Consider the following 13,723-nt stretch of genomic DNA (forward strand, 5'->3'; position numbering starts at 1 on the left):
TTTTTCACTTTATATAATTATAATTATAAGCATAATAGTAAAAATTAATATAAATTTAATTAGAAAAGGAGATAATTATGCATATAGATGCTATGATAAATAGTTTTATAGTTAGCTACGGAATAATAAGCATTTTTTTATTAATATTCTTAGAATATGCAGGTGTTCCACTTCCTAGCGAAGCTACTTTACCTCTTATGGCTATATTTATTACAAGTGGGAAAATAAGTTTTCTAGCAGCAATAGTAGCATCAACGTTGGTTGGTCTTTTAGGAAGCATCGTTAGTTATCTATCTGGAAAATTTTTTAAGGATAGGTTGTATAAATATATAAATATGAAAAATGGAAAACTGAAAAAATCATTGAGTTTATCTTTAAAATATATGAAAAAATACGGAAAATTTTCAATGAGTATAGCTAGAGTAATGCCTGTTGTGAGAACATTTATTTCTATCCCGGCAGGAATTAGTGGGATGAACATTTATGAGTTTATAATTTATTCAACATTTGGTATATTTGCATGGAATTCGATTTTAATATATCTAGGATATATATTAGGTAGCAATATAGAACAGATATCTTATATTATGAGTAAATATTCCGTGATTATTTGTATTACAGCAATATTAGGTATAGTTATATTTTATTTTATGAAGAAAAAAAATATAACCAAGCATAGAAGGAGAATGTAGTTATGTCAAAAGTAGCAAAGTCAGCATTAGGTTTAATGATAGCAACCTTAATAGCCAAAGTGTTAGGATTTGGTAGGGAACTAACATTGGCGTCAGTGTATGGAGCATCTGGGACAAGCGATGCATTTTTAATAGCTATGAATATACCCGCAGTAATATTTCTAGCTATAGGAACATCACTTGATACTGCATTTATACCTTTATATCAAGATATAAGAGAGAATAATGGTAAAGAAGAATCAAATAAATTTACAAACAATGTATTAAATGCAATAATGCTAATTTGTTTAGGATTTTCAGCTCTAGGTATAATTTTTTCACCATTGATTGTTAAGCTATTTGCAGTTGGTTTTAAAGGAGAAGTATTTAATCAAGCAGTTTATTTTACTAGAGTTATGCTTATAGGATTGGCATTTTTAGGAATTAGTTATATCATGACAGCGTATTTACAGGTCAACGATAATTTTGTAATACCTGGCCTAATAAGTGTCCCAAACAATATTATAGTAATAATAGCAATAGTATTGAGTGCAAAAATAAATATACATATACTCCCATGGGGAGCACTATTAGGACTTTTTTTTCAGTTTTTATTTCAATTTCCAAATGCAAGGAAAAAAGGATTTAAATATAAGTTATTTGTGGACTTTGATGATAAACATTTAAGAAGGATGCTCTGGCTGGTATTACCTGTATTAATAGGTGTAGCAGTAAACCAAGCAAGTACTATTGTAGACAGAACAATCGCATCCACACTTGTTGAAGGAAGTATTTCAGCATTAAATTATGCCAATAAGTTGAATCAATTTGTGATGGGAATGTTTATAGTATCGATTTCATCAGTTATTTATCCTGTATTATCTAAATTATCAACGCAGAATAATAAAGAAGAATTCAAGAGGTCTATAAAAACATCAGTAAATATGGTTACACTTATAGTTATACCTATATCAGCAGGCGCTATGATACTTGCACACCCAATAGTTAAAATACTTTTTGAAAGAGGGGAATTTGATGCAAGGGCAACACAGATGACTGCTATGGCTCTTGTATTTTATTCAATAGGTATGATAGGATTTGGGCTTAGGGATATACTTGGAAAAGCTTTTTATTCTTTACAGGATACAAAAACACCAATGAAAAATGCTATTTTAACAGTTGTACTAAATATCATATTAAATTTATTGTTTGTTAGATTCACCAATATGGGAATAGCTGGGCTAGCATTTGCAACTAGCATATCAGCAATTGTTACAATAGTACTATTTTTTATAAGTTTAAGAAAGAAGATAGGAGCATTTGGAGGGAAATCAATAATATTAGTAATGATAAAATCAATTTTATCAGCAGCGATAATGTCAGCTGTTACATTATTAATATACAATGTACTAAGTATAATGCTATCAACTGGAACTATTCAAGAGATTTTATCATTATCTTTATCAATAGGATTCGGAGCATTATCTTACGGGTTATGCATAATACTTTTAAAGGTAGAAGAAAGTAAAGTAATATTAGAAGTAATAAAAAGTAAAATTAAAAGGTAATTTTAAACTATGTCTATATAATCATATATATACATATGAGCAACGATAAGAGATAATTTGACTATAAAAAATACTTCTAAATTCATGTTAAGACGAGAAACTATTTTAAAAAATAAAAAACTAAGGCTTTACAGGATCCTGTAAAGCCTTAGTTTTTAGTATTTAGTTGTCATTACTTATTCAAATAATCCCAAATAAAGTTAAGATTTATTTTGAGTCTATATATATGTCTATTACAGTGCATTATACTTTATCTAATATTGAATAGTTTATAGAGTATTTAACCTAGAGAAGTATAGAGAAGTAATTTATCCAGCTATACAAAAGTTAGCATACAAAATAAATAATCCTAAAGAGCCATCTATTATATCTATTTGCTCATTTCATTCAGGTAATTCTAGAAATATAACCAGATATTTGTGAAATTGAAGAAACTATTACAATAAGTTGCAAAAAATGTGGTTATACAGAGCTTTATAAGGCAGATACATCAACAGGATGGAATATATTATATTTCTTAATAAACTAGAACTTAAATGTTAAGGCAATCAAATATTAACACAGTAAAAAAGACTTGTTTATATAAGTTTTATTTTTACACATCCAATACAAGAAATTCAAGTAGACAAAACTAGGTACTATTTAATAAGTGCTTTTATATAAGCATTTGATTTCTTTTATTATAAAGTGTCTTACAGCCAAAATGCAATGAACAAAATACTGCAAGACAAGTAACTGTACACTGTGCGATAATTATTGCAATTTGGTAGAGTATAGCTGTTGTCGGTATAGTTCCAGATAGTATCTGGCCTGTCATCATTCCAGGTAAAGATATAATACCCATACCGATCATGGAATTTAAAGTCGGAAGTATTGCAGTCTCTAACGCTTGATTAGCAAAAGGTGAGAGTATTCTGTCTGGTGTTACCCCTATATTGACAAGCGTATCAATTTTGTTTCTCTGAGTTTTTATACTTTCATCGAAAGTTTTTAAACCTAGACTTACTCCAGTCATAGCATTTCCAAATATCATTCCGCTTATCGGTATTATGTACTGTTGATTAAATATGCTTACCCCTATAACTACTGTAATAAAGAAAAATATAATACATAGGCCAACAATAGATAACGAGAAGGCAACTATAAGTTTAAATTTTTTATTTACACCTTTGTTTCTAGATAGGACCGTATATATTGAAAACAGAGTCATTGTAGTCAGATATAATATCGTAAATACAGGGTGAGGGTTTTTAAAAATATATGTAAGTATAAATCCGGCTAAAGCGAGCTGAACACTCATCCTCATACTAGCTATCAACAACATCTTTGTTTTAGATATTTTGCATCTTTTCATTATAAAAAGTACTATAAGCAACAAGGAGTATATAAGAGAAAACTGTAGTATGTTAAGTTCTATAATAGCGTTCATTAATTGTCCTCCCTAGATAAGTAAATCAAATTTTCTGCATATCTATCTGCTAATGCTTTATTGTGGGAAATTACAACTACAGACATATTCATAGTTTTACAAAACTCAATAATGTTATTTAGCAGTCTATCAGACGTACATTCATCAAGAGCGCTTGTGGGCTCATCAAACATTATAGTTTTTGGAAGCATCGAAAGGCATATTGCAATATAGACTCTTTGGCGTTCACCACCTGACATAGTGGTACATACTGTGTCGAGACTAAAATCGATGCAGGAAATTTTTAAATATTTTCTTATATCTTCATCACTTGGTTTATCTATACATCGAAAATCATAGTACTCATAAAAGTTTTCTCTTATAGTCTTATCGAATAGATAAACTGTTTGTCCTACTAGCATTGCTTCTTTTCTTAGATCTATAGAATCATAACTTTCTATTAAGTTGTTTAAATAAGTTATTTTTCCACTTTCAGCGGTAATTACACCATTTAGCAGTTTAAGCAGAGTGCTTTTTCCTGTACCGCTTTCTCCGCAAATAAATGAGATCTGTTTATCTTCAATTTCTATTTTTGGGTATTTAATATTTTTGTACTTTACATCTTCTAATAAAAATAACGACATATGTCCTCCTACTAATTTGTTTGTACTTTTATTTATCTATATTTATTATATAGAGCTTTGACTATAATATCAATGTTAATGATTTTTATGATTAATTGTTAATAATTTTCAAATATTTATCTAGTAATTAGAAAAAAGATTGTTAAATAAGACATATATATGTCAAGTTATATTTTATATAATATAATAAGAGATTATAAAATTATTAAGGAGAGTTCTAATGGAATTTATACCAGCTAAAACAATAGTTAATAAAACTAAAACTTCATGTTGGTTTGGCATAAACTACATCATGAATATATATAAAGGATGCTGTCACGGCTGTATTTACTGTGATAGCAGAAGTAGGTGCTATCAGATTGATAACTTTGACACGGTCAGAGCAAAATTAGACTCAACTGATATGATTGATAGAGAGCTAAAAAGCAAAATTAAAAAAGGTGTTATTGGAACAGGAGCAATGTCAGATCCATACAATCCGTTTGAAAAAAAGTACAAATTAACAAGGGAAGCTCTAAAGCTGATAGATAAATACAGATTCGGAGTAGCTATAGATACGAAAAGTAGCCTTATCACAAGAGATATAGATATACTAAAAGATATAAAAGATCATTCACCGACTATCGCAAAAATTACTATTACCACTTGGGATGATAAAATAAGCAAAATTGTTGAACCCTATGTATCAAGTTCTTCTGAAAGGTTCGAAAGTATAAGAAAGCTATCTGAAGCGGGAATATACACAGGGATTTTAATGGGCCCGATGCTTCCATTTATTGAAGATACAAAAGATAATGTTATGGGAATAGTAAATTTAGCGTATGAAAATGGAGCAAACTTTATCAGTACACATCCAGGATTAACATTGAGAGATAATCAAAGAGAGTGGTATTATAACAAGTTAGATGAAACCTTTCCAAATCTTAAACATAAATACATTAAAACTTACGAAGATAGGTACGATTGCCTTTCGCCAAAGTATAAAGAGCTAATGTATATTTTCAAAGAAGAGTGCGCCAAAAAAAATATATTGTACAAAATGGAGGATATAATAGATGCCTATAAAAAAAGTTATGAAACTACACAGATATCATTATTCGATTAATAGACAATATTTTATAATAATCCATTAATTTTCTTATTTCTATCATTTTTTAGATCTCTACTACGTATAGATTAAATATAAATAATTTATAAGGTGGGGATAGATTTGAGTAATATACTTGTCAATTTCGTAAGCTCGATTCTTACAAATCCAATTACAGTAGCATTTTTGATATTTATAACAACATTTGCTGTTGTCAAAATTTTGGACAACAGTAAGCTGTATGCTTTCATAGATTCGAAGCTTGTAGAAGTAAACACAAACCAGGATACGAGTTCATTTTATAATGAAATAAAAATTAAGTACGATGAATACAGCAAAGAACATAAGTACTCAGATGTAAATATAACTTCATTTATAGAAGAGATTATATCTGAACTCAAATATAATAACAGATCTCTTCTAGATAAAATCAACAGTATTAAAAATGCTTCTTCAATATGTATACTATTTGGAGTATTAGGGACGTTTGTTGGGCTTTCTACAATGCTGTTGTCTGTTAATACTAGTGATATTGTAAACTCTTTACCAGCTACAATAAGCAGTATGCAGACAGCTTTTTTAACTAGTATCTTTGGTATAGTTTTTTCTATAATCATTACATCTATTACTAGGACTAAAGACTGTGAGCACATTTTAGTTAGACTAATGCTAAAAACTGAGAATATACTTACTTCTCAAGTAACTCATAAAAAATCAGAACATATGGATGTAAAGATAGAAGAAGTAAAAAATACGATTAAACATATAAGTAAGTCCATAGAGTCTATAGAGAAGTTCGATAAAATTTCTCAAGACCTAACTGAATTTAATGAAGAGTTTATAAACGGGATAAAAAATCTTAAGTCTCTTCTTGAAGGATCAGAAAGCTCTATAAAGACATTTGATCAGAGCATCAGAAAACTAGATAAACAATTCAGCATTTTAAATGTGAAGTTTAATAAATTATTTGAAAAATACGATAGACAAGACGATATAAGTAGAGAAATGCTATTTGATTTAAAAGAATCAACAAAGAGTATTACAAATGCTACTGAGAGCCAATATAAAATTAAAGATTACATAAAAAATATAAATGCTGGATTTGCAATTTATGAGAGAAGCGCTCAAGATATGCTATCTAAACTTATCTCACACGAAAATGAAATGACAGTAGCACAGAGAAATTTACTAGAAGAAAAAGTAACTCTAGATTATACAGTAAACTCTCTGGCAGATGTAGTAGCCGATTTTTCACTTGATATACAAGATAAACTGGATAAAGTATTTGATAAGTCACTAGATATACAGGATAAGCTAAATATGACCTTTGACACTTCTATTATGGAAGAATACGATTTGATTGATTATAAAGATTTTATAGATAGATTGGTCGAAAAAATAGATATTGATAATGAAATCTTAAATGATAGAGACAACATTAAGCTTGTGGATCAAAACGATTATTCAAACGATAATTTATATGACGATTTACATACAGAGATTGAAGAGAATATCTCAATTGATGATGATAGTCTAAAACATGAATTGGAAGATAGAATAGGTGAGGATGAGGTATATGATAAATAAATATAGAAGAACCGTGAATAAAGAATTTGAAAAGAGTAGTTTTTGGCCTACTTTTACTGATTTACTTTCAACTGTTCTTATGGTTGTAATCCTAACTCTATTTAGCACTCAGAGCATATCTGGATCTGTTAAACAAGATTTGGCACAAAATATCAATAATTCAGTAGAAGAAACTTTAAAGAATGATAATATTCCGGTTAAGGTCGATAAAAGAAGCGGTCAAGTAACTTTTGGTGAAAGTACAATGTTTGATGTAGATAGTGATGAGCTAAAGCCAGAGGCAAAAGAAATGTTAAAAAAATTCATTCCTAAGTATGTAGAAACAGTTTATAAAGATTATGGCAGCAATATATCTAAAATTGTAGTAGAAGGTCACACGGATGATATAGGGAGTTATTTATACAATCTGGATTTGTCTCAAAGAAGAGCTTACAGTGTAACTAAATATATGGTAAGTGATGAGATAGGAGATTACAAATATAAAACTAAATTTACTAAGCATATAATAGCTGTAGGCAGATCTAAAGCTGATCTTATAAAAAACAAGGATGGATCTGTAAACAGAGATTCATCTAGAAGAGTTGAATTAAAATACGAGATTGATATAGATTAATAAATATAGAAAAGTAAATATAGAGTATTAAGTTTAATTTATTCTTATAAAATAACAAATTTCACTAAAAAATGATAAAATGGTATAATAAGGGTTATTGTTATTATTATGGAGGATTTAACATGAAGCACAGTTACAAAACAAGTATTAGGAAAAATACAATTAAGATTAAATCATTGATGATACTTATAGTATTTATGGTATCAATATTTTTAACAGCATGTGATCAGTTGGATATTGTAAACGAAGTAATTAGTGATAGTAGTAGTGAGCAGAGTACAGAAACTATTAAAACGAGTGGAGAGAATGTAAAAATACATTTTATAGACACTGGAAATAGCGATGCGATTCTTATAGAAGATAACGGAGTTTTTACACTAATTGATGGAGGAGACAATGATGATGAAGATCTAATGGTTGACTACCTAAATAAATCTGGTGTAAAATCAATTAAATACTTAATATCTACTCATGCACATGCTGATCATTTGGGCGGTTTAGATGCTGTAGTCAAAAATTTCGAAATAGAGAACGTATTAGTATCTAATGGTTCAGCAAGCACAAAGAGTTACAGAGATTTTATAAATGCAATGGCAGACAAAGGATTATCTCCTGGAGTTCCACTTGAAAACAATAAGTTTTACTTAAATAATTCTTATTTTGAAGTACTTAATACCAACGGTGGAGGCACGACTAACGAACAATCTTTAGTTTTGGTTTACACAAATGGAAACGATAAAGCTATATTTACAGGTGATATCGAAAAGGGTACTGAAAAAGAAATTTTAGGAAAGTTAGATAAAGTAGACTTATTAAAAGTTGCTCACCATGGATCTAGAAGTAGTTCTACTCAAGAATTTTTGGATAAAGTAAACCCAGAGTATGCTGCTATATTGGCTGAAAAAGACAATTCATACGGTCATCCTCATAAAGAGACGATGAATAGATTTAAAAAGATGGGTATAAAAATACATAGAAGCGATGAATGTGGTGATATAATTTTCGAATCTACAGGTGATGGACTTATCTCCGAATGCAAGGTAGAAGGAAGTTACATTGACGGTAGAAGCAAAGCTAATTAGATATTTAGTGTTAATACTTACATAAGAGGTGTTACTATGGTAAGACATGTTGTATTTTGGAATTATGATGAAAAAATTTCAAATAATGAACGAATAGGGAGTTCTAAAAAAATAAAATCAGATCTTGAAGCTCTTGGAAGTGTAGTAGATGGAGTAGTAAGTATCGAAGTTAGCATAGATGCCCTAGATTCAAGTAATGTAGATATTATGCTCGACAGCTTATTTGAAAGTAAAGAAGCTCTTATAAACTATCAAAATCACCCTGAGCACAAGAAAGTTGGAGAATTTGTAAAAGTTCTTATGTGCAGCAGAAAATGCTTTGATAGTGTAGAATAAAAGATTAAAATAAAATAACAATAAAAAACAAAAGGTTGACTCAAATATAATGAGCCAACCTTTTTCTTTGAAAATTTACTTCATAACCCTAAAGACTCCAGTTACGATACCTATTATCTCAACTTCGTAGTCATTGAGTATAATCGCTTCCATAAATTCATTTTCAGGTTGTAGTCTTATAAAGTTTTCTTCTTTAAAAAATCTCTTAACCGTAGCAGCTTCTCCGTTTACAAGCGCTACAACAATTTCTGAGTTTTCCGCAGAACTATTTTTATCTACTACTACATAATCGCCATCTAATATACCAGCGTTTATCATACTTTCACCTTTTACTTTAAGGACAAAGTTGTCTTTTCCCTTAATTAGGTTAGTAGGAAGTGGTATGTATTCTTGAATATTCTGATGAGCAAGTATTGGTTCACCAGCAGTGATTTCACCAACTAGCGGTAAGTTGATGATTTCTTGGTTAAATCCAGTAACATTATCGTCCTTGTTTCTGTCCAATACCTCAATAGCTCTAGGTTTAGTTGGATCTTTTCTTATGTATCCAAGCTTTTCAAGTTTGTTTAAATGCGAATGTACTGTAGAAGTAGATCTAAGTCCAACTGCATTACATATCTCCCTAACTGCAGGTGGATATCCCTTAGCAACAAGCTCTGATTTTATAAACTCTAAGATTAGCGCTTGTTTTTCTGTTAAATCTAAATACATAATCATCTCACTCATTTCTGGGTTTATATTTTAAATTGTTCTATACTATATATTGTATCATAATAGTATTGCTAACTCAAACATTTGTTCCTGTTGTTTCGATTAATTTTCATCATCAATCCATTCGAAGTTGTTTACTATATCACGTTTTACGTTTTTCTTGTGTGCAGCATATAGCTGAGTTGTAGTTACGTTATCGTGATCTAATAGATTTTGAACATCGTATATGGAAAAACCGTTTTGAATAAGTGAAGTAGCAGCTGTGGCTCTAAGTTTGTGAGGGCTATATCCTTTATCTCTGCTAGTATCCATAGAAATTGATGTATATTTTTTTACTAAGGACCTTATTGCCTTTGCTGTAATTCTTTTATTTTGTAGAGATAAAAACAAAGCGTCTTTAAACTCTTCTGATAAAAGCTCACTATTAGGTCTTTCATTTTCTATGTAATCTTTTACAACTGTTTCGCATGTATGGTTTATAGGCATTAGAACTTCTTTGCCTCTTTTTCTGTAAATCATAAATTCGCCTCTAGAAAAATTAAATGAAGAAATATTTAATTCCCTAAGTTCGTTGAGTCTAAGACCATAAGTAACAAACAGAGCCAAAATTGCTTTATCTCTCAACCTTGTTTTTTCCCAGTAAACCATCTCTTTATCTGTTAGCCCTTTGCCTGTATCAACTGCATCAAGCATCTTTGCCACTTCATCTATCTCTAAACGCTTTATAGCGTCTGGCTGCGGCTTCGGTAGCTTAATAGGATTAAGCCCATCAGTGATATTGCTATCAATTTGTTCATTTCTATATAAAAACTTAAATAGTGTAGATATTGAAGATTTTTTTCTAGCTAGAGCTCTATTATTATTTTCATACAAGATTGTATTTTTACCATTTTCTTTATAGTATCTACCACAATAATCACCTAGAAATAGGTTAAGGTCTCTTGCTTTAATTTCGTTGAATTCTTCAACAGTAATATTTTCTACTTCCTTTGCAACAGTAAGTTCGTTATTTTCCACTAAGTATTCGCAAAAAAAATGTATATCATCTAAATATGCAAGCCTAGTAGTTACAGCCACCGATCCCTTCAAATAAATAAAATAATCCTTCATAAAGCCAGGTAGCTTTTTCTGTACACTTATACATCTATCTATAATATCATTATCCCTAATAACGATATTATCAGGCTTATTTGATTTATTATTGATTCTAACTGATTTAGTTTCAGACATATTTTCAACCTCCTAATACGATGAAACATTTTAATATAATAACATTAATAAGTTAAATTATATATTAAAAATGATTATGATTCAAATTTAGTGAAAAATTCTTAAGAATACTTAATGTGGAAAAATTATTTGTAAATAACGAAAGAGAGTACAATATAGTTAAAGATTCATTATCCAAATTGAATAATTGTTAATGGTATAAATACTCAAGAAATTAAATAAAAGTTCTTAGAAGGTCATTTAAGAGGTCTATTTTTGAGGATAGAATAAAAGTAGATCAAAATGTCGTAGCAATGTATAATTTGAATGATATATAAATTTGTGATCAATATAAATTGTTATGAGTAAAACTACGTTAACTAACTGAATATTAAATTTATAACTTGTTATCAAATTGCTAAAATAGATTTATAATTATTGAATCATAAAATATATAAATAGTAAGTCCATTAACAAGAAGATAAAGGTAGAGTGAAAAGTAAAAGATAAGTTTTTTTAGCAATATATTTTGCAAGTATACAAATAGCTGATTTTAGGTAAATTAGCATAAAAGCACTCTTCCTATAATTTATATACACAACTATTCCCTAAATATACATTTAAAGATTAGTTATATGTAAGCTCTATTTTTGAGAGTTATTAACAAATATACATAATTTATATTAAAACAAATAAAATTTATAAACTAACTACAAATATTTCAAAATAAATTTTATAGTTTAATTCTTTACATCAATTTCAATTAACCAACCCAATATAACGTGAAGATCAAGATTTGAAGTATTAAAATTCACGCTTATATTACTCATATAATATTACATTTTTCTATAGATATAACAGATATAACCGAATTTCTATTTTTATATAGCAGACAAAATCCCTTTATGGCAATAACTAATCAATATCATTGCACTTTGCATTAGTATCTACCAGAAAGGGATTAATTAATAAGATTTCCTTTTATTTTATCATTTTTTATATTCTATTTAAATAAATTACCAATAAACTCAATCTTCGTCTGGAGTTTTTAAATTGCATATATTTAGCATTTTGTCTGTTTATTTCTAACTATTTTTTCTATACAATCAGCAATTGATAAGTCTAGCTAACTTCTACCTTTTATAATTGTGCTTAGAATATAAGATATAATCAATGTTACAAAGGAAAAAAACAAACCGAGCATCATTAGTAAAATAACGATTATATTGTACTCTATAATCATATCAACTATACTACTCTCACCTGCACCTAGTAAATACGATACGATTGATCCTATAAAAACTATCGCTATAAGCACACCTAATCCAGACAAACTATTCTTAAAGTCAGAATAACTTAAAGACATATGGCTCGATATCGAATACATCAAGAATATAAAAATTATAAACTTTATCGAGATTAGATTATTTCCTTGGAACACAAAAGTGAAAGAAATGTAAATATCCTTTAATAAAGAATTAATAAAACCAATAAAATTAAAGCTTTCTATATTAGCAATATAAGTCTCTAAACTAAGAATATTTATAATCGCACTAAAACTTTCAGGCAAAAATAACCTAAATATAAGAACTATTGATAGAGTCCCTCCGATTAATGGTGCAATACCTATAAAAAAATTGCCTAGTTTCTGATATAAACTATTTTTCTTGTATGTATGACTTACATATCCTAATACTCCATCGTATTCACTCTCAATTGGTCTAAACAGCTTTACCTCTTTTATATGATGTTTAAAAATAAGGCACATAATTAAATGACTTAATTCATGAATAATGGTGCCTATAGCTCCAGTTACAATAAGTCCACTTCTACCAAATGCTGAGTATATAAATTTATTGTTTTTCCTTTCAATCATGCTGAATACAAATCCAAACGCTAAAAATGTAATAATTAAAAGGATTACGTTTACTATGCTAGATTTTAATATATAAATTAGATCCATAAATATAAACTCCTTTCGGCTTTCCATCTAATAACTTTAGCTTCACTTCGATTTCTCCTTGATAATATTTATTGTGAATTACTTTTTTATTTTAAATACAATAATTTTACCATTTAATTTAAAAAGAGTAAACAAAATATAAAACATATCAAATACAAATATAAAAACTTTTTTAAAAGAATCCTAATAAATTTATAATCAAAAAAAGTGCAAAGATATCTCTTTACACCAAGAAAATATTAATATAGCAAATCACACAAATATCAAAATATACGAAAAACATATAACGCTATCTGGATTCAATAGTAAGTTTTATAGCTGTCTTTTTATTCCCGTCAATCTCAATCTCTGTAAATGCCGGTATACACACAAGATCTACGCCACTTGGAGCTAGAAATCCTCTCGCTATTGCAACCGCCTTTATCGATTGATTAAGAGCCCCTGCACCGACTGCTTGAACCTCCGCTACACCATCCCTTCTAATTACACTTGCTAAAGCCCCTGCAAGTGAATTAGGATGCGATTTTGTTGAAACTTTTAATATTTCCATTTTAACAGCCCCTTTTGTTAAGAAAATTTTTAGTTTCTTTTATTGTTGTTTAATATATATATTCTATTTACAAAATCCAAATACCTTGAAGAGCATTTCTATTTCTCTAGACATTTTATGATATTGTTTAAACGAAAATTCTGATATTTACAATATAATATTTGTAACTACTTAAACACATAATCAAAGTAACAATTTAAAACTTATTATGACAGTATAAGTTTAATTTCATATATAATATAAATATTTATAACAACTATTCTATTTTTTAGTATAAATTAAGATTCAAAAAAA

General features: G+C 28.7%; 14 protein-coding genes. 8 read left to right on the forward strand and 6 right to left on the reverse strand.

Annotation, left to right across the window (positions count from 1 at the left end; all coding sequences use genetic code 11):
- Positions 1-77 precede the first annotated feature (77 nt).
- The 3 genes from J2Z43_RS02315 (at position 78) to J2Z43_RS15300 (ending at position 2,768) form a co-directional block, all read left to right on the forward strand.
- Positions 78-692 carry a DedA family protein gene (locus tag J2Z43_RS02315; protein ID WP_209455667.1) on the forward strand — a complete coding sequence of 205 codons (615 nt, stop codon included), beginning with the start codon at positions 78-80 and terminating at the stop codon, positions 690-692.
- A 2-nt stretch (positions 693-694) separates the two neighbouring features.
- Positions 695-2,239, forward strand: a complete 1,545-nt coding sequence (gene murJ, locus J2Z43_RS02320) for a murein biosynthesis integral membrane protein MurJ (protein WP_209455668.1) — start codon at positions 695-697, stop codon at positions 2,237-2,239.
- Between the two features lie 442 nt (positions 2,240-2,681).
- On the forward strand, positions 2,682-2,768 hold the full coding sequence (locus tag J2Z43_RS15300) for a zinc ribbon domain-containing protein (protein WP_334299285.1): 87 nt from the start codon (positions 2,682-2,684) through the stop codon (positions 2,766-2,768).
- A gap of 126 nt (positions 2,769-2,894) precedes the next feature.
- Here the strand turns inward: J2Z43_RS15300 and J2Z43_RS02330 are convergent, their stop codons facing one another.
- Together J2Z43_RS02330 and J2Z43_RS02335 are read right to left on the reverse strand one after the other, a co-directional pair.
- The gene (locus J2Z43_RS02330; protein ID WP_209455669.1) at positions 2,895-3,668 is read right to left on the reverse strand and encodes an ABC transporter permease; all 774 of its coding nucleotides are present in this window, start codon (positions 3,666-3,668) and stop codon (positions 2,895-2,897) included.
- Positions 3,668-4,291: an ABC transporter ATP-binding protein gene (locus J2Z43_RS02335; RefSeq protein ID WP_209455670.1), complete on the reverse strand. Its 624-nt coding sequence runs from the start codon at positions 4,289-4,291 to the stop codon at positions 3,668-3,670. The genes J2Z43_RS02330 and J2Z43_RS02335 overlap by 1 nt, the downstream gene beginning before the upstream one ends.
- A gap of 220 nt (positions 4,292-4,511) precedes the next feature.
- Here J2Z43_RS02335 and J2Z43_RS02340 point away from each other — a divergent pair, with 220 nt between their 5' ends.
- The 5 genes from J2Z43_RS02340 (at position 4,512) to J2Z43_RS02360 (ending at position 8,996) form a co-directional block, all read left to right on the forward strand.
- On the forward strand, positions 4,512-5,396 hold the full coding sequence (locus J2Z43_RS02340) for an SPL family radical SAM protein (protein WP_209455671.1): 885 nt from the start codon (positions 4,512-4,514) through the stop codon (positions 5,394-5,396).
- Positions 5,397-5,501: 105 nt separating this feature from the next.
- Positions 5,502-6,965, forward strand: a complete 1,464-nt coding sequence (locus J2Z43_RS02345) for a MotA/TolQ/ExbB proton channel family protein (protein ID WP_209455672.1) — start codon at positions 5,502-5,504, stop codon at positions 6,963-6,965.
- Positions 6,955-7,578 (forward strand): OmpA family protein, encoded by a 624-nt coding sequence (locus J2Z43_RS15120; protein WP_209455673.1) that lies wholly within the window; start codon positions 6,955-6,957, stop codon positions 7,576-7,578. The genes J2Z43_RS02345 and J2Z43_RS15120 overlap by 11 nt, the downstream gene beginning before the upstream one ends.
- A gap of 122 nt (positions 7,579-7,700) precedes the next feature.
- Positions 7,701-8,660, forward strand: a complete 960-nt coding sequence (locus J2Z43_RS02355; protein ID WP_234925938.1) for a ComEC/Rec2 family competence protein — start codon at positions 7,701-7,703, stop codon at positions 8,658-8,660.
- A gap of 36 nt (positions 8,661-8,696) precedes the next feature.
- Positions 8,697-8,996: a Dabb family protein gene (locus J2Z43_RS02360; protein WP_209455674.1), complete on the forward strand. Its 300-nt coding sequence runs from the start codon at positions 8,697-8,699 to the stop codon at positions 8,994-8,996.
- A 75-nt stretch (positions 8,997-9,071) separates the two neighbouring features.
- On the opposite strand, the gene lexA is transcribed toward J2Z43_RS02360, so the two are convergent.
- The 4 genes from lexA to J2Z43_RS02380 all read right to left on the reverse strand — a co-directional run bounded on the left by lexA (position 9,072) and on the right by J2Z43_RS02380 (position 13,429).
- The gene (lexA, locus tag J2Z43_RS02365; protein WP_209456354.1) at positions 9,072-9,707 is read right to left on the reverse strand and encodes a transcriptional repressor LexA; all 636 of its coding nucleotides are present in this window, start codon (positions 9,705-9,707) and stop codon (positions 9,072-9,074) included.
- 102 nt (positions 9,708-9,809) lie between these two features.
- Entirely contained in the window at positions 9,810-10,937 is a 1,128-nt protein-coding gene (locus tag J2Z43_RS02370) for a tyrosine-type recombinase/integrase (protein ID WP_209455675.1), read from the reverse strand.
- A 1,105-nt stretch (positions 10,938-12,042) separates the two neighbouring features.
- Positions 12,043-12,879 (reverse strand): hypothetical protein, encoded by an 837-nt coding sequence (locus tag J2Z43_RS02375; protein ID WP_209455676.1) that lies wholly within the window; start codon positions 12,877-12,879, stop codon positions 12,043-12,045.
- A 289-nt stretch (positions 12,880-13,168) separates the two neighbouring features.
- Positions 13,169-13,429: a stage V sporulation protein S gene (locus tag J2Z43_RS02380; RefSeq protein WP_209455677.1), complete on the reverse strand. Its 261-nt coding sequence runs from the start codon at positions 13,427-13,429 to the stop codon at positions 13,169-13,171.
- Between the last annotated feature and the right edge of the window lie 294 nt (positions 13,430-13,723).

This window comes from Metaclostridioides mangenotii (assembly GCF_017873185.1).
Lineage (GTDB): Bacteria > Bacillota > Clostridia > Peptostreptococcales > Peptostreptococcaceae > Metaclostridioides > Metaclostridioides mangenotii.

Bases quoted from the DNA above. Each gene is read 5' to 3' on its own strand.
- J2Z43_RS02355 (WP_234925938.1), top strand. From the start codon at position 7,701: ATGAAGCACAGTTACAAAACAAGTATTAGGAAAAATACAATTAAGATT.
- J2Z43_RS02335 (WP_209455670.1), bottom strand. From the start codon at position 4,291: ATGTCGTTATTTTTATTAGAAGATGTAAAGTACAAAAATATTAAATAC.
- J2Z43_RS02330 (WP_209455669.1), bottom strand. From the start codon at position 3,668: ATGAACGCTATTATAGAACTTAACATACTACAGTTTTCTCTTATATAC.
- murJ (WP_209455668.1), top strand. From the start codon at position 695: ATGTCAAAAGTAGCAAAGTCAGCATTAGGTTTAATGATAGCAACCTTA.
- J2Z43_RS02340 (WP_209455671.1), top strand. From the start codon at position 4,512: ATGGAATTTATACCAGCTAAAACAATAGTTAATAAAACTAAAACTTCA.
- J2Z43_RS02380 (WP_209455677.1), bottom strand. From the start codon at position 13,429: ATGGAAATATTAAAAGTTTCAACAAAATCGCATCCTAATTCACTTGCA.
- lexA (WP_209456354.1), bottom strand. From the start codon at position 9,707: ATGTATTTAGATTTAACAGAAAAACAAGCGCTAATCTTAGAGTTTATA.
- J2Z43_RS02315 (WP_209455667.1), top strand. From the start codon at position 78: ATGCATATAGATGCTATGATAAATAGTTTTATAGTTAGCTACGGAATA.
- J2Z43_RS15120 (WP_209455673.1), top strand. From the start codon at position 6,955: ATGATAAATAAATATAGAAGAACCGTGAATAAAGAATTTGAAAAGAGT.
- J2Z43_RS02370 (WP_209455675.1), bottom strand. From the start codon at position 10,937: ATGTCTGAAACTAAATCAGTTAGAATCAATAATAAATCAAATAAGCCT.
- J2Z43_RS02375 (WP_209455676.1), bottom strand. From the start codon at position 12,879: ATGGATCTAATTTATATATTAAAATCTAGCATAGTAAACGTAATCCTT.
- J2Z43_RS02360 (WP_209455674.1), top strand. From the start codon at position 8,697: ATGGTAAGACATGTTGTATTTTGGAATTATGATGAAAAAATTTCAAAT.